The sequence below is a fragment of the Pseudomonas sp. AC193 genome (assembly GCF_979258075.1).
Map to the genome: position 1 here is coordinate 6,041,694 of NZ_OZ409832.1, position 21,478 is coordinate 6,063,171.

Consider the following 21,478-nt stretch of genomic DNA (forward strand, 5'->3'; position numbering starts at 1 on the left):
GGTCTTGGCGGGCAAAAAACAAGCCGAGGATTATACCTGAGCTATGACCTCACGCGCCAGTTGAGGTCGGGTTTGATGCGGAAACATTGCGACTTAGAAGGTCGCGCAGTTGATTTTTCTCTTCAATACTCAGTTCGCTTTGACGGGCTTTCCTGAGTAACTGTTCAAGATTTCGCTCGCGTTGGCGGGCTGACAAGCTAGTAATGGTGTCGAAAAACTGTTGTTCAAGGTTATCTCCGTCAATCAACCACTCCTTTTCTGCCAATGCCTTGAGCAATCGACCCTGTTCAGTGCCGTGCCATCGCGCGATCAACTGAAATGAGTTTAGCTTGGGATTCTTCTGTACGGCTTCGAGCAGCGCCACAAGCAGCTGGGCGTTGGTCTGATTCTCGTCCGCAATGTGCCCGGCATCTTCGACGCGCTCGGCCAGTTGCGGGTGATGGAGCAGTGTGCGCAGGGCGGTCAGGGTTGGCGATTCGACGCCAATCGGCGTGCGCGGGCGTTGCTGATCGCGATCGCCGCCACGCTTGCCGTTTTTATCCCAGGGCTTCTTGTCCCACTTCTTGCCGCCAGCGCCAGGTTTCCTCGGCGTCCACTCCTGCTGCGGCACATACATGTCCTGTGCCTGCGGCTGATGGTAGTCGCTGTAGTCCGGCATTGCGTCGTAATTGATGCCCGGGTCGTAAGCGGGCGGCGCTTCCTGCGGCGCATTTTGCGCCAGCTGACTGACGGTTTCGCTGCTCAGGCCGGTGATTTCGGTCAGGCGCTGACGCATCAGGATGCGCAGGTTGGCGCCCGGCACTTTGTCGATCAACGGTGCGGCGAGGGTGGCCATGTGCGCCTTGCCTTCGAGCGAACGCGGGTCAGACTCTTCGGTCAGTTGCTGGAAGAAATAGTCGGCCAGCGGCTGAGCGTGCTGATTGATGCGCGCCTTGAAGGCATCGGTGCCTTCAGCGCGAACCAGCGTATCCGGGTCTTCGCCTTCGGGCAGAAACAAAAAGCGTGCGCGACGCCCGTCCTGCAGGCTTGACAGCGTTGCTTCGAGTGCGCGCCACGCGGCGTTGCGGCCGGCCTGGTCGCCGTCGAAACAGAACAACACGTTCGGCACGACGCGAAACAGGCGCTTCAAATGTTCTTCGCTGGTCGCGGTGCCCAGCGTCGCGACTGCATTCTTCAAGCCTTGTTGGGCGAGCGCGATGACGTCCATATAACCTTCGACGACGATGATTTCGTCGAGGTTGCGGTTGTTCTTGCGTGCTTCATAAAGGCCGTAGAGTTCCTGACCTTTATGGAAAACCGGGGTTTCCGGGGAGTTCAGGTACTTGGGCTTGTCGTCGCCGAGTACGCGGCCACCGAAGGCGATGATGCGGCCGCGGGTGTCGCGTATCGGGAACATCACGCGATCGCGGAAGCGGTCATAGCGTTTGCCGGTTTCGGCGTTCTCGATCAGCAGCCCGGCGTCGATCATGGCTTTTTGCTGAAGGGTGTCGCTGCTCAAATGTTTGAACAGGTTATCCCAGCCTGGCGGCGCGAAGCCGAGGCCGAAATCCCGGGCGATCTCGCCGGTCAGGCCGCGACCCTTGAGGTAATCCACGGCCGCTTTGCGCGCGGGGTGGCTCTTGAGGGCCTGCTTGTAAAAATCGGCAGCGGCGGTGAGCAGCGGGTAGAGCGGCGAATCAGTCGGTTGCCGTGGCTTGCGCTCGCGGCCGCTTTCTTCGCGGGGGATTTCCATGCCGGCGGCTTTCGCCAGATCTTCGATGGCCTGGGGAAAATCCAGGTTGTCGTGATCCATGAGAAAGCCGAGGGCATTACCGCCGGCGCCGCAGCCGAAGCAGTAATAGAACTGCTTGTCGGGGCTGACGCTGAACGACGGGGTTTTCTCTTTGTGAAACGGGCAACAGGCGGTGTAGTTCTTGCCGGCCTTCTTCAATTGCACGCGCGAACTGACCACATCGACGATGTCGGTGCGGTTCAGCAGGTCGTCAATGAAGCTCTGGGGAATTAGCCCGGCCATGGCATTCTCGTCGTCTGCGCTGCAATAAGTCCGATGCGTAAGGCTGCCGGACGCGGGTCGTTGTTTGAAGCACGCAAAAAGTGCGGCTCGACCGGTGTCGTCTGCGTAATCGCTGTCGGGAAGTGTATCTGCCGAAAAACCACTGACGTTAGTACCTATCAGTCTTCGACTATTTGAAAGTGTTGCGCTGAATCCGCTGACGGCCGGTTGAGGGCCTCGGATAGCTCAATAAAGCGGGCACGCATGCAGGTGCCTTGGGCTGATCGTCGTGAGAGGAATCAGTGGGTGTGCTCGTCAGTAGCCTTGAAAGGCTCGTCAGAAAAGACGTGCACCGCTGGCAAAAGAGCCAGGTCTGACGTGTGAAGCAGATTCGTCTTAGTCGCGTGTGCGGCTTCGACGTTGAAGCATCAAGCGTTTTACGCAAATGCCATTAGCCCGGCTCAGAGCCGGGCTTAGGCAAGAAGCTTGCTACGAACGTCTGTGTATTAGTACAGACGAACGGCGCGGCGCTGTTCGCGCTGAACTTTCTTGGCGTGACGCTTAACAGCGGCTGCTGCTTTGCGCTTACGCTCAGAAGTTGGCTTCTCGTAAAATTCGCGGCTACGAACTTCAGCCAGTACACCGGCTTTTTCGCAGGAGCGCTTGAAACGACGCAGAGCTACGTCGAAGGGTTCGTTCTCTTTAACTTTGACGGCTGGCATCCAGAGCTACCTTCATTCATTACCGGGGTCAACATCCTCGCGGCAAAAGAGCACTTGAAGACGTCGGTTTTTAAGGGTTGCGGATGTTAACCCCTCATCGCTCGGAATGCAAAGCCTCTGATCGAAAACCGCTGGTCGGGGCATCACGTGGCGACTATTATGCGCGCCTTCGAAGTCAGCCTAAACAAGGCGCAAACCCATGCTAGTACTGGGATTAGAAACCTCCTGCGACGAAACCGGCGTCGCATTATATGACAGTGAGCGCGGTCTGCTGGCCGACGCACTGTTCAGCCAGATCGACCTGCACCGCGCCTATGGCGGTGTGGTGCCGGAGCTCGCCTCGCGTGACCACGTCAAACGCATGCTGCCCTTGATTCGTCAGGTGTTGGCCGAAGCGGACTGTGTACCCACAGAGATCGACGCGATCGCCTATACCGCGGGCCCTGGCCTGGTTGGCGCGTTGCTGGTCGGCGCTTCCTGCGCTCAGGCGCTGGCGTTTGCCTGGGGCATTCCGGCGCTCGGCGTGCACCACATGGAAGGGCATTTGCTCGCACCGATGCTGGAGCCGAAACCGCCGGAATTCCCGTTCGTCGCTTTGTTGGTCTCGGGCGGTCATACGCAGCTGGTTCAGGTCGATGGTATCGGTCAATACACCTTGCTCGGCGAGACGCTCGACGACGCCGCCGGTGAAGCTTTCGACAAAACCGCGAAGATGATGGGTCTGAATTATCCTGGCGGGCCGGAAATCGCCAAGTTGGCGGAGAAAGGCGTTGCAGGACGTTTTACCTTTCCTCGTCCGATGTGTGATCGCCCGGGCCTGCAATTCAGCTTCAGCGGTCTGAAAACCTCCGCGCTCAACGCCTGGCAGCAGTGTGTCAGCGCCGGGGACGACAACGAGCAAGCCCGTTGCGACATCGCGCTGGCGTTCCAGCAGGCCGTGGTGGAGACTTTGACCATCAAGTGCAAGCGCGCCCTGAAACAGGCGGGCATGAAGCGTCTGGTGATCGCTGGCGGCGTCAGCGCCAACAAGGCTTTGCGCGTTTCGCTGGAGAAAATGCTCGGCGACATGAAGGGTGATGTGTTTTATGCGCGTCCGGAGTTCTGCACCGACAATGGCGCGATGATCGCGTTTGCCGGTTGCCAGCGCTTGCAGGCAGGTCAGCAGGAAAGTCTGGCGATCAGCGTGCAGGCGCGCTGGCCAATGGAGCAACTGTCGGCATTGTGATGAGCGGCGCTCATGGACGGTATTTAAAAATGCCGTTCGCGCCCGGCAAACAGGTCGCGTAGATTGCCGCGGTGGCGCCAGACGATCAGCAGTGTCAGCGCGCTCATCGGCAGCAGCGCCTCCGGTTCTTGCCAGGCCAGCAATGGCAGGGTCAGCGGCGTGGCGATCAGTGCCGCCAGCGAGCTGGTGCGGGTCAGGTAGAACGTCAGCAGCCAGGTGCACACGGCCAACAGCGCGGCGGGCGGATACAGGCCCAGCAGCATGCCGGCGGCGGTGGCGACACCTTTGCCACCACGGAAGCGGAAATACAGCGGGAACAGGTGACCGATCACGGCACACACGCCGATCCACGCCTGCTCCTGCAGCGAAAGGCCGACAGCCGAGGCAATCAGCACCGGCACCAGGCCTTTGCACAGATCACCCAGCAGGGTCAGGATCGCCAGTTTGCGACCGACCAGGCGGAGCATGTTGGTGGCGCCGGCATTACCCGAGCCACTCATTCGCGGATCCGGATTTCCGGTCAGGCGGCTGAGCAAAATGGCGAAGGACAGCGAGCCGAGCAGGTAGGCGAGAGTCGCCAGTAACCAAAACATGCTAACTATTCCGGGCGAGGACGCCCTGATTCTAACGGCGCATTGCGCCCTTGTCGTGCAGCGGAGAGAAGTGCTTGGACAGAGTGTTTATCGAGGGCCTGGAAGTCGATACCGTGATCGGTGCCTACGACTGGGAGCGCGGCATCCGCCAGTGCCTGCGTCTTGATCTGAGCTTCGCCTGGGACAATCGCCCGGCCGCCGCCGGTGACGACCTGACTCTGGCGCTCGATTACGCCAGCGTTTCCACACGGATTCAGGCTTTCGCCGAGCAAGCGCAGTTTCAACTGGTCGAGACGTTCGCCGAGCGTCTGGTCGAAGTACTGATGAGTGAATTCAACATCACTTGGGTTCGGCTGAAGCTGACCAAGCCTGGCGCGGTGCCAGCGGCCAAGGGCGGCGTGGGTGTGGAGATCGAGCGCGGATGTCGCTGACTCAGGTCTACCTCGGGCTCGGTAGCAATATCGAGCGCGAAACCCATTTGCGTGCAGGTCTCGACGCGTTGGCGACGTTTCTGGTGGATATCCGCTGTTCGGCGGTGTTCGAGAGCCAGCCAGTCGGGATCAAAAGCGGGCCGTTCTTCAATTTTGTGGTGTCGGCGTTTACCGATCTGCCGCTAATTGAACTGGATCGTCGCTTGAAGTTTATTGAGGCGGATAACGGTCGATATGCCCCGGATCGCAAGGGCTTGCCGCTGGATATCGACGTGCTGTTGTACGGCGATCTGGCGGGCAATTTCGACGGTCTGGTGTTGCCGCGTGCGGAAATTCTGAAAAATGCTTTTGTGTTGTGGCCGTTGTCGCTGATTGCGCCGGATCGCGTGCATCCGGGTGTGGGAAAAAGCTTCGCGACATTGTGGGCGGAGGCGCAGATTGATCAGGTGTTGGCGCCGGTCGGGTTTGAGTGGCGCGGGCAGCAGCTCACGCCTTCGGATTTGCGTTGATCTGACTGGCGCCTTCGCGAGCAAGCCCGCTCCCACATTTTGGAATGCATTTCCCTGTGGGAGCGGGCTTGCTCGCGAAGCTTTTCAGGCTGACGCCGCCTCTTTGTAGGCCTTCAACGCTTTCAGCCGCTCACGCTTCAGCGCCTCACCCAACTCAGGCCCCTTGAATCCCTTCTCCAGCAACGGCTGCACCGCAACCTCCCGCGCAACCTTCGCCGCTCCGCGCAAATAATCTGCCTGTGGATAACTTCTCTGCTCCAGCCCCTTGCGGCCCCGGGCATCCATTTCGCACGCAGCGATAAATTCTTCGAACCGCTGCGGCCGGCGATACACGTCAAAACTCTGCAACAACTCCAGCAACGTCGAAGCCTTCAGCTCCAGCGCCCGGTGCCCATGGGTGTGGTATTTGCCAACCAGCAAGGCCAGTTCCTGGCAATCCTTCGGCGCTTTAAAGCGTTCATTGACCGCTTTGATCAGCTTCAGCCCGGTGTGCTCATGGGCGATGTGCCGTGGCCATTCCTCTTCCGGCGTCAGGCCTTTGCCAAGATCGTGCAGCAGGCAGGCCCAGCGTACGGTCAGCGGTTGTTTGTGCAGCGCTGATTGCTCCAGCACGCTGAGCGTGTGCAGGCCGGTGTCGATTTCCGGGTGATGCGCTTCCGGTTGCGGCACGCCGAACAGCGCATCCACTTCCGGCATCAAGACTTTCAGCGCGCCGCAATCGCGAAGCACCTGAATGAATACCTGTGGCTGATCTTCCATCAGCGCGCGGGAAATCTCTTTCCAACTGCGCTCAGCGGTCAGTGCCTCTAGTTCACCGGACTCACTGAGTTGACGCATCAACTCAAGCGTCTCCGGCGCAACGCTAAAACCGAGCCCTGCATAACGCGCCGCGAAGCGGGCAACACGCAGGACACGCAGGGGATCTTCGGCGAACGCCGGGGATACGTGACGCAGGATTCGCGCTTCAAGATCGCGCTGACCGTGGTATGGATCGGTCAGATTTTGCTGATCGTCTTCAGCGATGGCGTTGATGGTCAGGTCGCGGCGAATCAGGTCTTCTTCAAGCGTCACTTCGGGACTGGCGTGAAAGGTGAAGCCGCCATAGCCGCGACCGCTTTTACGTTCGGTGCGGGCGAGGGCGTACTCCTCGCCGCTTTTCGGATGAAGAAATACCGGAAAATCTGCGCCGACCGGTCGATAGCCTTTGGCAAGCATTTCTTCCGTGGTAGCACCGACCACGACCCAATCGATATCGGTAACCGGTTTGCCCAGCAAGCGATCACGAACCGCGCCGCCAATCTTGAAAATCTGCATAAAAAACCTCCGTTAGCCCGACAGGATAACCCTTGCGCCGGACTTTCGGAGGCCAGAACCGTTTCAAAGATGAATGACGGCGAGGTCGAGCCGGCCGTAATCGCCTTCGCTGTGTTCACTACGCGGCGGCACGTGATGGGTTTTCATGATCTGGTCGCCCTGTAGCGTTTCCAGATGAATATCGAAGCCCCACAAACGGTGCAGGTGTTTGAGCACCTCTTCAGTGGAATCGCCCAACGGTTTGCGGTCGTGCTGCTGATGCCGCAGGGTCAGTGAGCGGTCGCCGCGCCGATCGATGCTGTAAATCTGCACGTTCGGTTCACGGTTGCCGAGGTTGTATTGCGCGGCCAGGGTTTCGCGGATGATTCGGTAACCGGGCTCGTCATGGATCGCCGGCACCAGCAAATCGTCCTTCTGATCGTCATCCATGATGCTGAACAGTTTCAGATCGCGGATCACCTTCGGTGACAAATATTGCAGGATGAAGCTCTCGTCCTTGAAGCTGCTCATGGCGAATTTGATGGTCGACAGCCAGTCGCTCCCGGCGATGTCCGGGAACCAGTGGCGATCCTCTTCGGTAGGTTCCTCACACATGCGCCGGATGTCGCGGTACATGGCGAAACCCAATGCATACGGGTTGATGCCGCTGTAGTAAGGGCTGTCGAAACCAGGCTGGAACACTACGCTGGTGTGTGAGGTGAGGAACTCCATCATGAAACCGTCGGTGACTAGGCCCTCGTCGTACAGGTCATTCATCAGCGTGTAGTGCCAGAACGTTGCCCAGCCTTCGTTCATCACCTGGGTTTGGCGCTGTGGATAAAAGTACTGGGCGATCTTGCGCACGATACGCACGATCTCGCGCTGCCAAGGCTCGAGCAATGGCGCGTGTTTCTCGATGAAGTAAAGAATGTTTTCCTGCGGCTCGGCCGGGAAGCGTGCGTTGTCCTTGTCGCTGTATTTGTCCGCGCCTTTGGGAATGGTGCGCCACAGATCGTTGATCTGCTTCTGCATGTGTTCTTCGCGATCCTTTTGCCGCCGGCGTTCTTCTTCGGCGGAAATAGGGTAGGGGCGTTTGTAGCGGTCGACACCGTAATTCATCAGCGCGTGGCAGGAGTCGAGCAAGTCCTCCACCGCGTCGATGCCGTGGCGCTCCTCGCACTGCATGATGTACTGCTTGGCGAACACCAGATAATCGATGATCGAACTGGCGTCAGTCCAGGTGCGGAACAGGTAATTGCCCTTGAAGAAACTGTTGTGGCCATAGCACGCGTGTGCCACCACCAGTGCCTGCATGCAAATGGTGTTTTCTTCCATCAGGTAGGCGATGCACGGATCCGAGTTGATCACGATCTCGTACGCCAGGCCCATCTGTCCGCGACTGTAGGATTTTTCGGTGCTGAGGAAGTGTTTGCCGTACGGACCAGTGGTGATAACCCAGCGGCATGCCCACCGAGGCATAGGCGTCCATCATCTGCTCGGCGGTGATCACTTCGATCTGGTTGGGGTAGGTGTCCAGCGCATAGCCGGCCGCGATACGGGCGATTTCGCGGTCGTAGGTCTGGATCAGCTCGAACGTCCATTCTGAGCCGGTGGAAATGGGTTGGCGCTTCTGCTCTTTGGCGGTCATGTCACTAACCTGCGCTGGAAGAGTTCACGGAAGACCGGATAGATATCCCCGGCCGAGACCAGTTGCTGCTGGGCAAAAGTGTCAGAAAAGGCGTCGGCGATGCGTTCGTACTCGTACCACAAAGCCTGATGTTCGCGCGGGGTGATCTCCACGTAAGTGTAGTACTGCACAAACGGCATGATCTGGTTGATGAGGATGTCGCGGCAGATCGGCGAGTCATCGTTCCAGTTATCACCGTCGGAAGCCTGCGCCGCGTAGATGTTCCATTCGTTGCTCGGATAACGCTCGGCCATGATCTCTTGCATCAGTTTCAATGCACTGGAAACGATGGTGCCGCCGGTTTCCCGTGAATAGAAAAACTCTTCTTCGTCGACTTCGCGCGCACTGGTGTGGTGGCGGATGAACACCACGTCGATCTTGTCGTAGTTCCGCTTGAGGAACAGGTACAACAGGATGAAAAAGCGTTTGGCGATGTCCTTGGTCGCCTGGGTCATGGAGCCGGACACGTCCATCAGGCAGAACATCACGGCTTTCGAGCTGGGGTTCGGTTGTTTGATCAGCAGGTTGTATTTCAGGTCGAAGGTATCGAGGAACGGTACGCGATGAATGCGCGCGCTGAGTTTCTCGATTTCTGCTTCGAGTTCCTGAATATCGCCAAAGTTATCTGGCTCTTCGCGTTTCAGCCGCTCGAGTTCTGCTTTGGCTTCGCGCAGTTTTGCCCGGCTACTGCCAGACAAAGCAATGCGCCGCGCGTGGGCCGAACGCAGAGTGCGGATGATGTTGATCCGGGACGGGTTGCCTTCGTTGCTGATCCCGGCGCGCACGGTTTTGAAGGTGTCGGTACCGCTCAGATTGCGTTTGACCAGGTTGGGCAGTTCGAGGTCTTCGAACATGAATTCGAGAAATTCTTCCTGTGTGATCTGGAAGACGAACTCGTCCATGCCTTCGCCGGAATTACCGGCCTTGCCCGGCCCACGTCCGCCGCCACCGCCCGGTGGACGAGCAATGTGTTCGCCGGCGGTGAATTCCTTGTTACCGGGATGAACCACGGTCTGCTTGCCGCCGCGCCCGTGGTGAAGCACCGGTTCGTCGATGTCACGACCGGGAATACTGATCTGTTCGCCATGCTCCATATCGGTGATGGAGCGCCGGCTGACCGCCTCTTCGACAGCCTTTTTGATGTGGTCACGGTAACGCCGCAGGAAACGCTGGCGGTTTACCGTGCTCTTGTTCTTGCCATTCAAACGTCGGTCGATCACATAACTCATAGGAAGCCCTCCGGGCAGCTTCAAGTTGTGAGCTTCAAGCTGCAAGTAAAAGCAGGTTCCCGGGCATCAGTGGGTTACGCGCTTTGTTCTTGCAGCTCGTAGCTAGAAGCTTGCAGCTGCTTCACTGCGACTTCCGTACCCGCAGGTACCATTCGGAAAGAAGCCGTACCTGTTTGTCGGTGTAGCCGCGTTCGACCATTCGAGTGACGAAGTCGTTGTGCTTTTGCTGATCCTCCTTGCTGGCCTTGGCGTTGAAGCTGATGACCGGCAGCAGATCCTCGGTGTTCGAGAACATTTTCTTCTCGATGACCACGCGCAGTTTTTCGTAGCTGAGCCAGGTCGGGTTCTTGCCGTTGTTGTTGGCCCGGGCGCGCAGCACGAAGTTGACGATTTCGTTGCGGAAATCCTTCGGATTGCTGATGCCGGCCGGTTTTTCGATTTTCTCCAGTTCTTCGTTCAGGGCAACACGGTTGAGGATCTCGCCGGTTTCCGGATCGCGGTATTCCTGATCCTGAATCCAGAAGTCCGCGTACAGCACGTAGCGGTCGAAGATGTTCTGGCCGTACTCGCTGTAAGACTCGAGGTAGGCGGTCTGGATTTCCTTGCCGATGAATTCGATATAACGCGGTGCCAGGTACTCTTTCAGGTAGCGCAGGTAGCGCTCGCGGGTTTCGGCCTGGAATTGTTCCTGTTCGATTTGCTGTTCCAGCACATAGAGCAGGTGCACCGGGTTGGCGGCGATTTCATGCGGATCGAAGTTGAAGACCTTGGAGAGGATCTTGAACGCAAAGCGGGTCGATAGACCGTTCATGCCCTCATCAACGCCTGCCGAGTCGCGGTATTCCTGAATCGACTTGGCTTTCGGATCGGTGTCTTTGAGGTTTTCACCGTCGTAGACGCGCATCTTCGAATAAATGTTGGAGTTTTCCGGCTCCTTGAGGCGTGACAGCACGGTGAACTGCGCGAGCATTTTCAGGGTGTCGGGCGCGCAATGCGCTTTGGCCAGAGAACTGTTGAACAGCAGTTTGTCGTAGATCTTCACTTCGTCGCTGACGCGCAGGCAATACGGCACTTTGACGATGTAGATCCGGTCGATGAACGCTTCGTTGTTCTTGTTGTTACGGAAGGTGTGCCACTCCGATTCGTTGGAGTGGGCGAGCAGGATCCCGGTGAACGGAATCGCGCCGAGGCCTTCGGTACTGTTGTAGTTGCCTTCCTGAGTCGCGGTCAGCAATGGGTGCAGCACCTTGATCGGTGCCTTGAACATTTCGACGAATTCCATCAGGCCTTGGTTGGCCCGGCACAGCGCACCGGAGTAGCTGTAGGCGTCGGCGTCGTTCTGTGGGTATTCCTCGAGTTTGCGAATGTCGACTTTACCGACCAGCGCCGAGATGTCCTGGTTGTTCTCGTCGCCCGGTTCGGTCTTGGCCACGGCGATCTGATTGAGGATCGACGGGTACAGTTTGACCACGCGGAACTGGCTGATGTCGCCGCCGAATTCGGCCAGACGTTTGGTCGCCCAGGGCGACATGATGGTGTTCAGATAGCGCCGTGGAATACCGAAATCTTCTTCGAGGATCGCGCCATCTTCGGTGGCGTTGAACAGACCCAAAGGAGATTCGAATACCGGCGAGCCCTTGATCGCGTAGAAGGGCACTTTCTCGATCAGCTGTTTCAGCTTCTCGGCCAGGGACGATTTACCGCCACCGACGGGGCCGAGCAGGTAAAGGATTTGTTTCTTCTCTTCCAGGCCTTGGGCGGCATGGCGGAAATACGAAACGATCTGGTCGATGCATTCTTCCATCCCGTGGAAGTCTTCAAAGGCCGGATAGCGACGGATCACCTTGTTGGAGAAGATGCGTGACAGCCTCGAATTGGTCGAGGTGTCGAGCAGTTCCGGTTCGCCGATGGCCAGCAATAGACGCTCGGCGGCAGAAACGTAGGCGCTTCGGTCTTTCTTGCACAACTCCAGGTACTCTTGCAGCGAGAGTTCTTCCTGGCGTGTGGACTCGAAGCGTTGTTGGAAGTGGCTAAAGATACTCATGACGTCACCTCGCTCGATACGTGGAGCCGACGCCGGATCACTCAGTCGATGCTGGCAAACAACCGTTTTGGCAGCTGTTTGTTTACCCCCCAGAACACTTCCACGATCGACAATCGCGAAAGTCACTCCCGATGACCCGTGCGCCGGTGTACCGGCTCTCCCCTGTTTTGGATGGCCTGGGCTTAAGGATAGTTGGGAATTCAGGAGGTAAAGGCGAGATACGTAATTAGTTGTGGCAAGACCGTTCGTCTGCCCGCGCAGGCCCACGGCAGCCGGGGCCTGCGCGTGACAAAAAAATTATTCGGCGGTGCCTTGCGCGGTTTCCGCAGGATAAGTCGTACGCCACAGCTCGAAGCCGCCGTCCATGCTGTAGACGTCGGAAAAGCCTTGGCTGATCAGGTAGGCCGCAGCGCCCTGGCTGGAATTGCCGTGGTAGCAGACGACCACGGTCGGTGCATCAAGGTCAGCGCCTTGAATGAAGGCGTGCAGGGAATGATTGTCCAGATGCTTCGAGCCGCTGATGTGCAGGGCAGCGAAAGTCGCCGGATCACGGACGTCGACGACGACGGCACCTTGCTCACGCAGGGCCTGGGCCTGTTCCGGGGGGATTCGTTTGAATTCGCTCATGGCGGGTTCCTGTTGCTCGGCTGAAAGCGCAGTTTAACGCGGTGCGTTGACTGGCGAAGTTTCGGGGATAAGTGGTGCGACGGTTGGGGCGAGACCACCGTGCTCATCGCATTTGCATGACAGGCGTTCGCCGCTGTCGACATTCATCAGGGTCAGGCTGCCGCCCCAGACACAACCGGTGTCCAGTGCCGAGATGCCTGGCTCATGGATATTGCCTTCAAGGGCCGCCCAGTGACCAAAGATGATGCGCTGGCCTTTGGTCTTGCGTTCTTTGTGCTGAAACCACGGTTTGTAGCCGGGCGGGGCAGTGTCGAGGCCTTCCTTGCTCTTGAGGTCGAGCTTGCCCTCGGCGGTGCAGAAACGCATGCGCGTGAAGTAGTTGGTGATCACGCGCAGGCGAGTCACGCCTTTGAGGTCGTTGTCCCATTTCGCCGGATCGTTGCCGTACATGCCGTCGAGGTAGGCGGGGAACAGGTTGTCGTCGCGCAGCGCTGTTTCGACTTCATCCGCGCACTTCAAGGCGCGGCGCAGTGACCATTGCGGTGGAATGCCGGCGTGAACCATGGCGACATCACGCATTTCGTCGTAGTGCATCAGCTTCTGCTGACGCACCCACTCAAGCAGTTCGGCACAGTCCGGTGCGTCGAGAATCTCGCGCAAGGTGTCGGACTTCTTCAAACGCTCGATATTTTTGGCGGCCGCCAGTAGATGCAGATCGTGATTGCCCAGCACGCAGACCAGCGACTCGCGCATGCCGTACAGAAAGCGCAGGGTCTCCAGCGACTGCGGGCCTCGGTTGACCAGATCGCCGACCAACCACAGCCGATCGAGCGTCGGGTCAAACGCGACTTGCTTGAGCAGACACTTCAGCGGTTCGAGGCAGCCTTGCAGGTCGCCGACGGCATAGGTTGCCATCAGTGCAAGGCCCCGGGCACCGCCAGGCGGAAAGGTTTGATGATCGCATCGAAATGTTTGCCGTCGTCGGCGACCATTTCATAAGTGCCCTGCATGGTGCCGACCTTGGTGGTCATTACCGTGCCGCTGCTGTAGGTGTGGCTTTGCCCGGCATTGATCAGTGGTTGCTGACCCACCACGCCGGCGCCGCGTACTTCTTCGACGTGGCCGTCACCATCGGTGATCACCCAGTGCCGCGACAGCAGTTTGGCCGGGATCGCGCCATTGTTCTGCACGGTGATGGTGTAGGCGAAGGCGAAACGGTCGTGCTCGGGTTGCGATTGGTCTGCCAGATAGCGGGTAACGACGCTGACATCGACCTGGTAACGGGAATCGGACATGCAAGGGGCCTTAACGAAGCGGAACGCGGGGCGTAGCTGATGGGGAATCAGTCTAGGCAAGTATCGGGCAGTAAACCAGAGTGGCGTCCTGCCCGATAGCGTTCATCGTATGTCAGTCGGCGGCGGGGGAGGCCGGGACTTGTACTGCGAGCTGATCGGCCAGGCGCACGAATGCGGCCAGATCCAGTTGCTCCGGACGCAGGCTGCCATCAACGCCAGCGGCTTCGATCTCGGCATTGCTGAGCAATTGTTTGAGGGTGTTGCGCAGGGTTTTGCGACGCTGGTTGAAGGCTTCGCGCACAACGCGTTCCAGCAACTTGTGATCCTTGGCCGGGTGCGGCAGCACGGCGTGCGGCACCAGACGAACGATCGCCGAATCAACTTTTGGCGGCGGGTTGAACGCGCCCGGGCCAACGTTGAACAGATGTTCGACGCGGCAGTGGTACTGAACCATGATCGACAGACGACCCCAATCACCGCCGCCAGGGCCTGCGGCCAGACGCTCAACCACTTCTTTCTGCAGCATGAAGTGCATGTCGCGAATGATGCCGGCGTTGTTCAACAGGTGAAAAATCAGCGGCGTCGAAATGTTGTACGGCAGGTTACCGACCACACGCAGGCTGTTCGGCGCGGCGTTGAGCGTGTTGAAGTCGAACTTCAGCGCATCGCCCTGGTGCAGGTTGAAATTGCTCTTGCCGGCGAACTGCTGGTTGAGGATCGGGATCAGATCCTTGTCCAGTTCCACCACGTCGAGCTGCCCGCCGGAATTCAGCAGGCCGGCGGTCAGTGCGCCTTGGCCCGGGCCGATTTCCAGCAGGCGATCGTCAGGCTTGGCGCTGATGGAGCGCAGGATGCGGTCGATAACGCCGGCATCGTGCAGGAAGTTCTGGCCAAAGCGTTTGCGCGCCTTGTGTTGGTATTGCTCGGTCATAAACGGGTCTCGGCCATCTGGTAGGCGGTTTCCAGGGCGACTTGCAGGCTGCCGGTGTCGATCTTGCCGCTGCCGGCCAGATCCAGAGCAGTGCCATGGTCGACCGATGTGCGGATGATCGGCAGGCCCAGGGTCACGTTGACGGCAGCGCCGAAGCCTTTGTACTTAAGCACAGGCAGGCCCTGGTCGTGGTACATCGCCAGCACTGCGTCGCAGTGCTCCAGATATTTGGGGGTAAACAGAGTGTCGGCAGGCAGCGGGCCACGAAGGTCCATGCCCTCGCCGCGCAGGCGCTCTAATGTCGGTTCAATGATGTCGATTTCTTCATGGCCCAGGTGTCCGCCTTCGCCAGCGTGCGGGTTGAGTCCGCACACCAGAATGCGTGGCTGGGCGATGCCGAATTTGTTTTGCAGATCGCTGTGCAGAATTCGCGTGACCCGTTCCAGCCGCTCCGGCGTGATCGCATCGGCAATCTCGCGCAGGGGCAGGTGCGTGGTGACCAGTGCCACGCGCAAACCGCGTGTCGCCAGCATCATCACAACCTGTGCGGTATGGGTCAGGTCAGCGAGAAATTCCGTATGCCCGGAGAACGCGATGCCCGATTCGTTGATCACGCCTTTGTGTACCGGTGCGGTGATCATCCCGGCGAAATCGCCGTTCACGCAGCCGTTGCCGGCACGGGTTAGGGTTTCAAGGACGAAAGCAGCGTTGGCCTTGTCCAGTTGCCCGGCCACCACGGGGGCGCTGAGCGGTGTATCCCAGACGTACAGGCTGTTGGCGGGCGCCGGGGCGTCCGGCCAGTGATTCGGGCCGACATCCAGCAAGTTGACGACCAGCCCCAGCTGCGCGGCCCGCTCATTGAGCAGGTCGCGGCTGGTGATGGCAATCAGGGGATGTGGCTGGGCTTGCGAGGCGAGCAGCAGGCACAGGTCGGGCCGATGCCGGCTGGTTCGCCGGGTGTCAGCGCGAAACGCTGGGGTTTCACTGCGCTGCCTGGTCTGCACCAGGGAGTTTGATCTCTACGTACGCTTCGTCACGGATCTGACGCAGCCAGGTTTGCAGCTCTTCGTCGTATTTGCGGTTACGCAGTACGGTCATGGCTTGCTGCTCGCGGGCCTGTTCGGTGCTGTCAGTGGCGCGACGGCCAAGGACTTCCAGAACGTGCCAGCCGTATTGGGTCTGGAATGGCTTGGACAGCTGACCTTGTGGGGTCTTGGCCATCACTTCGCGGAATTCCGGCACCAGTGCGCCCGGATCGATCCAGTTCAGGTCGCCGCCGTTGAGGGCAGAACCCGGGTCTTCGGAGTAGCTTTTCGCCAGTTCAGCGAAGTCTTCGCCAGCCAGAATGCGGTCATACAGCGACTGCACCAGGGCTTTGGTTTTGGCTTCGTCGCGAATCGGGCTTGGCTTCACCAGAATATGGCGGACATGCACTTCGTCACGCATCTGGGTCTCGCCACCACGCTTGGCCAGCAGCTTGAGGATGATGAAACCACCCGGTGTGCGCGCTGGTTGAGTGATGTCGCCTACGGCCATGCTGCTCAGCTCGCGGTCGAACGGAGGTGGCAATTGAGCAGCTTTGCGCCAGCCCATGTCGCCGCCTTCCAGTGCGTTGTCGCTGGCGGATTTGGCCACGGCCAATTGACCGAAGTCGGCGCCTTGCTTGAGTTGCTGGTAGATATCCATGGCCTGACGGGCAGCGTTCTGAATCGCTTCAGAGTTGGCGCTTTCCGGGGTCGGGATCAGGATATTGGCCAGGTGCAGTTCTTCCGACAGCTGCATTTTGCCCAGATCGGAAGCGAGGAAGTTTTTCACTTCCTGCTCGGAGACCTGGATGCGTTCTGCCACACGACGCTGACGCACACGGCTGATGACCATTTCACGGCGGATCTGATCACGAGCGTCGTCGTAAGACAGACCGTCGTGAGCCAGAGCGGCGCGGAATTGATCCACGGTCATGTTGTTGCGTTGTGCAATGGTGCCGACAGCCTGGTTCAGCTCTTCATCGGTGATGCGGATACCGGAACGTTCGCCGATCTGCAGTTGCAGATTTTCGACGATCAGGCGCTCAAGCACCTGTTGATCCAGTACGCCCGGAGGCGGCTGGCCGCCTCCACGCTTGGCGATGGTCTGCTGAACTTCGTGGACACGCTGATCCAGTTGGCTCTGCATGACCACGTCGTTGTCGACGATCGCGACCACTTTATCGATGGACTGAACGGCGGCGTTACCCGCCGTACTCAGGAACAGCGCGCCCAGCATCAGCGGGCGCAGACAATCAGAAAGCTTGGTCTTCACGTTGACGATAACCTTGGATGCCTTTGTCGAGGAAACTCTCAGCCTTGGCGCCAGTCAGGCCGCCCAGTCCCTTCAGAACAATTTGGAGGAAGACGCCGTGGTCGCCTTTTTCGTTTTCTGGAGCCTCTTGACTGAACTCGTCATAAGACACCCAGTAACGGTTGATCAGGCGCAGTTTCCAGCAGCAGTTGTCATATTCGAAACCACCGAAGGCTTCCAGCGTACGGTTGCGGTTGTAATCGTACTGCCAGCGGCTGATCGCGCTCCACTGCGGAACGATCGGCCAGATGACCGAGAAATCATGCTGCTGGATCTTGTAGTAGTCCTTCACGTAGCCAGGCTGCCCCGGAGTACCGTAATCGCCGCCGCCCACAGTCCATTTACCGGTGTTCTGGTCGAAACGAACCTGGTCATTACGGTAGCGATAGCCAAGGTTGACGATCTTGTTCGGATTGTCTTCAGGCTGGTAGTGGAACATCGCACTGCCAGAACGCGGGCTACGGCTGTCCGGATCCCAGTTGTAATCGGCAGTGGTGCGCCAATCACGGTTCCATCGATATTCATATTCCAGTGCGTATGGCGAAACGTTGGAATGAGCATCGTCGCGGGTTTTAGCGTCAATGCCTGGAAGTTGAACTTCACGATCCTTGAAGTACAGAGCTTGGCCGACACTGATGCGTTGACGCTCGAAACCGTCGTCTTCGATCCAGCGGCTGGTCACGCCCAGCGACAGTTTGTTCTCGTCGCCGACACGGTCGGAGCCGGAGAAGCGGTTGTCACGGAACAGCGACTCATAGTTGAAGGTGTATTCGCTAGTGTCGAATACCGGAATGTCTTCCTGATCCTTCTCTGGAACGTAGAGGTAGTACAGGCGTGGTTCCAGGGTTTGATTGTAATTCTTGCCAAAGAAAGAAGTTTTACGATCGAAGTACAAACCGCTGTCGATGCTAGCAATTGGTACGCCACGGTTTTGCGAACTGCTGAACGACTCGCCTAATGCCGACGCATTGTTGCGGTTTGTCAGCAGATCCTGCTTGCCTTGACTGTCCAGATCCAGGTCGTACTGGGTGTATTGATACTTGAGAGAAGGTTTGATGAAACCGTATGTCCAGTTCATCGGCAGGCTAACGCCCGGTTTCAAGTTCAAACGAGTACCGTTAGAGCGATCCAGACCTGTAATGTTGGTGTCAAGACGACGTTGCGGATCGTTGCCGTCTTTATCGGTGTAGGTACCTGTCAGCAGATCCCGATCAAAACGTACCAACTCGGTTTCGTAATCGAAGTTCAAGCCTTCAGGATGAACCGGCAACTGACCATTGAAGGTGATCTGCGGCAGACGGTCATACGGGGTAACGTTCGCTACGGTGGCCAGTTGATAAGCCTGGGCATTCAAACGCGCCGTGTAGCTGTCTCCACGATAAGTGACAGAACCCTGCTGGTTTACGTAGTCAGCACTTTTCACGCCGATCTGATCGGTTTCCAGATCCTGAAAGTAGTAAGGATCGCTGATCTTGGTGTAGTCGACTTGCGTCAGGATGCGCGAATCCAGGCCACCTTTGTGCTGCCAGTTGTACATGTAACGGGTCGACTTGGAGTCGGTCTGCTTGTCGCGATCGTCATCCTCGTCGTTGAGGAACGCCGCGCCGAACTGACCTTCGCTCGACTTGGTCAGGTAGCGGAATTCGCCTTCGACGAGCATGCCGCGCTTGCTCATGTAACGCGGATACAACGTGGCGTCGTAGTTCGGCGCCAGGTTGAAGTAGTACGGGGTGACCAGCATGAAGCCGGTGTCGCTGCCCGTGCCGATGGTCGGCGGCAGGAAGCCTGATTGACGACGGTCGTCGATCGGGAAGTAGATGTACGGGGTGTACAGGATCGGAATGTCCTTGACCCGCAGTGTCACGTTGGTCGCGGTACCGAAACCGGTGGCCGGGTTCAAGGTGATGTTGTTGCCCTTGAGCTGCCAGGCGTTGCTGTTCGGTTCGCACGTGGTGTACGTGCCGTCCTTCAAGCGGATGATCGCGTTCTCTGCACGCTTGGCGTACAGCGCGCTGCCACGGATACGCGATTTGTGCATCACGTATTCGGCGTTGTCGACCTTGGCTTCACCGGTGTCGAGTTGCACATCGGCGTGGTCGCCGACGATCAGCGCGCCGTTGTCGCGAATACGCACACCGCCGTTAAGTTCGGCGCGGCTCTCGGCCTGGTACAGGCTCGCCTCGTCGGATTCAACCTGCATGCTGCCCTGACGCAAGACGACATCACCGGCCAACGTACCGACTTGATCATCGGTGTTATAGCGCGAGGCTTTTGCGCCGATAAAGGTAGGCGCATCGCTTTTGTTCGTCTTGTCATTCATGCCAGGACGAGTCGGCTCGATGTAGGCACCTGAGCAATACGGGCCGGTTTCGGCCAGTTGCGCGGCAGTCAGCTTCTCGCGCGGAACCCAGTCGAGGTGACTGTAGTCTTCGCTACGGGCTTTCAGGCCGCGGCCTTTGGCTTCGGTGACCAGTGCGGTTTTAGGGCCAGTGTCGGCGGTCGAACCGTTTTCGGTCGCAGCGTCGCCGGCAGCGCTGACGGCACTGCCGTCATGCACTGGGCGCGGAGGCAATGCAGCCGCCGTCGCCTTGGGCGCACAGGCCCAACCACCCGTTGCCGAGACGGAGCAGTCATACTGCTCGGCGGCAACAACGAATTGACTGGCCAGAGGTTGCATAGCCAGCAGACTGCCGGTTACCAACAACGGAAATTTTTTACGAAACGCGGGGGATTTCAATGCCATCTTATTAGTCCGGGCTTCCTGCGTGCCATCTGCCCGCGGTGTGGGCCGCACGCCTCTCGATGGTCTGAAAAAGATGCTGGATAATAAAGCATGACCCGCTTGACGGCTAGCGCCGTCGGAGACCCTTGCAATGCCTGACCAAGATGTACGCTTGCAACACCTGAAAGTTTGGCTCGATGAACAGCTGGCAATCCTCTTTGCAGATCAGGGTTGGGGCGCTGTGCCCCCGGCCACGTTGACTGCGGCCAGCAGCGACGCGAGTTTCCGCCGCTACTTCCGTTGGGAAGGCGAGGGCAAAAGCTTTGTCGTCATGGACGCTCCGCCACCCCAGGAAAACTGCAAACCGTTCGTGGATATCGCTTTTTTGCTGGCGAAATCCGGAATAAATGTGCCGAAAATTTACGCAGAAGACCTCGAGCGCGGTTTTCTTTTGCTCAATGACCTGGGTAACAAGACCTATCTCGACGTGATCGATGGCGAAAATGCCGACGCATTATTCAGCGATGCCCTGCAAGCACTGCTGGCATTTCAGCAGTTGCCGATGGTCGCGCCACTGCCGAGTTATGACGTCGCCTTGCTGCGCCGTGAGCTGGAACTGTTCCCCGAGTGGTATGTGAAGCGTGAACTCGGCGTCGAATTCGATTCGGCCCAGCAACAGCAGTGGCAGCAGATCAGCGATCTGTTGATCGACAGCGCCCTGGCCCAGCCGAAAGTGCTGGTACACCGCGACTACATGCCGCGCAACCTGATGCTCAGCGAGCCGAATCCCGGCGTGCTGGATTTCCAGGACGCGGTCTACGGCCCGGTCACCTACGACGTCACCTGCCTGTTCAAGGATGCGTTCCTCAGCTGGCCTGAAGAACGTGTGCGCGGCTGGCTGGAAAATTACTGGCAGCAAGCCTCGGCATTGAATATCCCGGTGCAGTCGAACTTCGAAGACTTCCTGCGCGCGAGCGACCTGATGGGCGTGCAACGTCACCTGAAAGTCATCGGTATCTTCGCGCGCATCTGTCATCGCGATGGCAAGCCGCGTTACCTGGCCGACGTGCCGCGCTTCTTCTCCTATATAGAAGCAGTGATCGCGCGTCGCCCGGAACTGGCCGAGTTGCAAGCGCTGTTCACCAGCCTGCGGGGTGGAGCGACAGCATGAAGGCAATGATTCTGGCGGCAGGCAAAGGCGAGCGCATGCGCCCGCTGACCCTGACCACTCCAAAACCGCTGGTGCGCGCCGGTGGCGTGCCCTTGATCGAATATCACCTGCGCGCCCTCGCCGCCGCCGGTTTCAACGAGATCGTGATCAACCACGCCTGGCTCGGTCAGCAGATCGAGGATTACCTCGGTGACGGTTCGCAATTCGGTCTGAGCATCCAGTACTCGCCGGAAGGTGAGCCGCTGGAAACCGGCGGCGGGATTTTCCGTGCGCTGCCGTTGCTCGGTGACGATGCGTTTCTGGTGGTCAACGGTGATATCTGGACGGATTACGACTTCAGCGTGCTGCATCAACCGATCAACGGTCTGGCGCATCTGGTGCTGGCGGACAACCCGGCGCATCACCCGACTGGCGACTTTTCTCTGGTCGATGGGCAGGTGATCGACGGCCAGGCCGATGCTGCGACTTTGACCTACAGCGGTATCGCGGTACTGCATCCGCAACTGTTCGACGGCTGCACGGACGGCGCCTTCAAACTCGCGCCGCTGCTGCGTAAAGCCATGGCCGAAGGCGAAGTCACTGGCGAACGTCTCAAAGGTCACTGGGTGGATGTCGGCACCCACGAGCGTCTCGCGGAAGCGGAAACCTTGATAGAAGCGAGTCGCTGAC

General features: G+C 58.6%; 17 protein-coding genes and 2 pseudogenes. 5 read left to right on the forward strand and 14 right to left on the reverse strand.

Annotated elements, in window-relative coordinates:
- Positions 1-49: 49 nt before the first annotated feature.
- Positions 50-2,014 carry a DNA primase gene (gene dnaG / locus ACZZ0D_RS27115; RefSeq protein WP_463554709.1) on the reverse strand — a complete coding sequence of 655 codons (1,965 nt, stop codon included), beginning with the start codon at positions 2,012-2,014 and terminating at the stop codon, positions 50-52.
- A gap of 485 nt (positions 2,015-2,499) precedes the next feature.
- Positions 2,500-2,715: a 30S ribosomal protein S21 gene (rpsU, locus tag ACZZ0D_RS27120; protein WP_002551877.1), complete on the reverse strand. Its 216-nt coding sequence runs from the start codon at positions 2,713-2,715 to the stop codon at positions 2,500-2,502.
- Positions 2,716-2,914: 199 nt separating this feature from the next.
- On the opposite strand from rpsU, the gene tsaD reads away from it, so the two are divergent.
- The gene (tsaD, locus tag ACZZ0D_RS27125; protein WP_008085183.1) at positions 2,915-3,940 is read left to right on the forward strand and encodes a tRNA (adenosine(37)-N6)-threonylcarbamoyltransferase complex transferase subunit TsaD; all 1,026 of its coding nucleotides are present in this window, start codon (positions 2,915-2,917) and stop codon (positions 3,938-3,940) included.
- A 23-nt stretch (positions 3,941-3,963) separates the two neighbouring features.
- On the opposite strand, the gene plsY is transcribed toward tsaD, so the two are convergent.
- Positions 3,964-4,533 (reverse strand): glycerol-3-phosphate 1-O-acyltransferase PlsY, encoded by a 570-nt coding sequence (gene plsY / locus ACZZ0D_RS27130; RefSeq protein ID WP_463554710.1) that lies wholly within the window; start codon positions 4,531-4,533, stop codon positions 3,964-3,966.
- 74 nt (positions 4,534-4,607) lie between these two features.
- Here plsY and folB point away from each other — a divergent pair, with 74 nt between their 5' ends.
- A complete protein-coding gene (folB, locus tag ACZZ0D_RS27135) occupies positions 4,608-4,964 on the forward strand; it encodes a dihydroneopterin aldolase (protein WP_158953239.1) in 357 nt (118 codons plus the stop codon).
- Positions 4,955-5,473: a 2-amino-4-hydroxy-6-hydroxymethyldihydropteridine diphosphokinase gene (folK, locus tag ACZZ0D_RS27140; protein ID WP_212550071.1), complete on the forward strand. Its 519-nt coding sequence runs from the start codon at positions 4,955-4,957 to the stop codon at positions 5,471-5,473. The genes folB and folK overlap by 10 nt, the downstream gene beginning before the upstream one ends.
- Positions 5,474-5,557: 84 nt before the next feature.
- Here the strand turns inward: folK and ACZZ0D_RS27145 are convergent, their stop codons facing one another.
- From ACZZ0D_RS27145 to ACZZ0D_RS27195, 11 genes and pseudogenes are all read right to left on the reverse strand, one after another.
- Positions 5,558-6,787, reverse strand: a complete 1,230-nt coding sequence (locus ACZZ0D_RS27145; protein ID WP_463554711.1) for a multifunctional CCA addition/repair protein — start codon at positions 6,785-6,787, stop codon at positions 5,558-5,560.
- 63 nt (positions 6,788-6,850) lie between these two features.
- Positions 6,851-8,414 (reverse strand): annotated as a pseudogene (locus ACZZ0D_RS27150) (SpoVR family protein).
- Positions 8,411-9,682 carry a YeaH/YhbH family protein gene (locus tag ACZZ0D_RS27155; protein ID WP_053124403.1) on the reverse strand — a complete coding sequence of 424 codons (1,272 nt, stop codon included), beginning with the start codon at positions 9,680-9,682 and terminating at the stop codon, positions 8,411-8,413. Before ACZZ0D_RS27155 ends, ACZZ0D_RS27150 begins: the two are co-directional and overlap by 4 nt.
- Before the next feature lie 121 nt (positions 9,683-9,803).
- On the reverse strand, positions 9,804-11,726 hold the full coding sequence (locus ACZZ0D_RS27160; RefSeq protein WP_007910115.1) for a PrkA family serine protein kinase: 1,923 nt from the start codon (positions 11,724-11,726) through the stop codon (positions 9,804-9,806).
- 297 nt (positions 11,727-12,023) lie between these two features.
- Positions 12,024-12,353, reverse strand: coding sequence for a thiosulfate sulfurtransferase GlpE (glpE, locus tag ACZZ0D_RS27165; protein ID WP_016983139.1), 330 nt, complete (start codon positions 12,351-12,353; stop codon positions 12,024-12,026).
- A gap of 33 nt (positions 12,354-12,386) precedes the next feature.
- The gene (locus tag ACZZ0D_RS27170) at positions 12,387-13,268 is read right to left on the reverse strand and encodes a symmetrical bis(5'-nucleosyl)-tetraphosphatase (RefSeq protein WP_463554712.1); all 882 of its coding nucleotides are present in this window, start codon (positions 13,266-13,268) and stop codon (positions 12,387-12,389) included.
- Entirely contained in the window at positions 13,268-13,648 is a 381-nt protein-coding gene (gene apaG / locus ACZZ0D_RS27175; protein ID WP_016983136.1) for a Co2+/Mg2+ efflux protein ApaG, read from the reverse strand. The genes ACZZ0D_RS27170 and apaG overlap by 1 nt, the downstream gene beginning before the upstream one ends.
- Positions 13,649-13,760: 112 nt before the next feature.
- Positions 13,761-14,579 (reverse strand): 16S rRNA (adenine(1518)-N(6)/adenine(1519)-N(6))-dimethyltransferase RsmA, encoded by an 819-nt coding sequence (gene rsmA / locus ACZZ0D_RS27180; protein ID WP_053124397.1) that lies wholly within the window; start codon positions 14,577-14,579, stop codon positions 13,761-13,763.
- Positions 14,576-15,564, reverse strand: a pseudogene (pdxA, locus tag ACZZ0D_RS27185) (4-hydroxythreonine-4-phosphate dehydrogenase PdxA). The gene rsmA and the pseudogene pdxA overlap by 4 nt, the downstream one beginning before the upstream one ends.
- Positions 15,561-16,877 (reverse strand): peptidylprolyl isomerase SurA, encoded by a 1,317-nt coding sequence (gene surA / locus ACZZ0D_RS27190; protein WP_463554713.1) that lies wholly within the window; start codon positions 16,875-16,877, stop codon positions 15,561-15,563. The pseudogene pdxA and the gene surA overlap by 4 nt, the downstream one beginning before the upstream one ends.
- A complete protein-coding gene (locus ACZZ0D_RS27195) occupies positions 16,858-19,659 on the reverse strand; it encodes an LPS-assembly protein LptD (protein ID WP_463554714.1) in 2,802 nt (933 codons plus the stop codon). The genes surA and ACZZ0D_RS27195 overlap by 20 nt, the downstream gene beginning before the upstream one ends.
- Positions 19,660-19,789: 130 nt before the next feature.
- On the opposite strand from ACZZ0D_RS27195, the gene ACZZ0D_RS27200 reads away from it, so the two are divergent.
- Both ACZZ0D_RS27200 and murU read left to right on the forward strand, forming a co-directional pair.
- Complete coding sequence (locus ACZZ0D_RS27200; protein ID WP_053124391.1) at positions 19,790-20,809, forward strand: aminoglycoside phosphotransferase family protein; 1,020 nt, start codon at positions 19,790-19,792, stop codon at positions 20,807-20,809.
- Complete coding sequence (murU, locus tag ACZZ0D_RS27205; RefSeq protein WP_212550064.1) at positions 20,806-21,477, forward strand: N-acetylmuramate alpha-1-phosphate uridylyltransferase MurU; 672 nt, start codon at positions 20,806-20,808, stop codon at positions 21,475-21,477. The genes ACZZ0D_RS27200 and murU overlap by 4 nt, the downstream gene beginning before the upstream one ends.
- Position 21,478: the final 1 nt, after the last annotated feature.

Excerpts from the sequence above, each read along its gene's own strand:
- rsmA (WP_053124397.1), bottom strand. The coding sequence starts at position 14,579 with ATGACCGAGCAATACCAACACAAGGCGCGCAAACGCTTTGGCCAGAAC.
- folK (WP_212550071.1), top strand. The coding sequence starts at position 4,955 with ATGTCGCTGACTCAGGTCTACCTCGGGCTCGGTAGCAATATCGAGCGC.
- ACZZ0D_RS27195 (WP_463554714.1), bottom strand. The coding sequence starts at position 19,659 with ATGGCATTGAAATCCCCCGCGTTTCGTAAAAAATTTCCGTTGTTGGTA.
- ACZZ0D_RS27155 (WP_053124403.1), bottom strand. The coding sequence starts at position 9,682 with ATGAGTTATGTGATCGACCGACGTTTGAATGGCAAGAACAAGAGCACG.
- ACZZ0D_RS27145 (WP_463554711.1), bottom strand. The coding sequence starts at position 6,787 with ATGCAGATTTTCAAGATTGGCGGCGCGGTTCGTGATCGCTTGCTGGGC.
- murU (WP_212550064.1), top strand. The coding sequence starts at position 20,806 with ATGAAGGCAATGATTCTGGCGGCAGGCAAAGGCGAGCGCATGCGCCCG.
- apaG (WP_016983136.1), bottom strand. The coding sequence starts at position 13,648 with ATGTCCGATTCCCGTTACCAGGTCGATGTCAGCGTCGTTACCCGCTAT.
- tsaD (WP_008085183.1), top strand. The coding sequence starts at position 2,915 with ATGCTAGTACTGGGATTAGAAACCTCCTGCGACGAAACCGGCGTCGCA.
- ACZZ0D_RS27170 (WP_463554712.1), bottom strand. The coding sequence starts at position 13,268 with ATGGCAACCTATGCCGTCGGCGACCTGCAAGGCTGCCTCGAACCGCTG.
- plsY (WP_463554710.1), bottom strand. The coding sequence starts at position 4,533 with ATGTTTTGGTTACTGGCGACTCTCGCCTACCTGCTCGGCTCGCTGTCC.
- rpsU (WP_002551877.1), bottom strand. The coding sequence starts at position 2,715 with ATGCCAGCCGTCAAAGTTAAAGAGAACGAACCCTTCGACGTAGCTCTG.
- ACZZ0D_RS27160 (WP_007910115.1), bottom strand. The coding sequence starts at position 11,726 with ATGAGTATCTTTAGCCACTTCCAACAACGCTTCGAGTCCACACGCCAG.
- ACZZ0D_RS27200 (WP_053124391.1), top strand. The coding sequence starts at position 19,790 with ATGCCTGACCAAGATGTACGCTTGCAACACCTGAAAGTTTGGCTCGAT.
- glpE (WP_016983139.1), bottom strand. The coding sequence starts at position 12,353 with ATGAGCGAATTCAAACGAATCCCCCCGGAACAGGCCCAGGCCCTGCGT.
- dnaG (WP_463554709.1), bottom strand. The coding sequence starts at position 2,014 with ATGGCCGGGCTAATTCCCCAGAGCTTCATTGACGACCTGCTGAACCGC.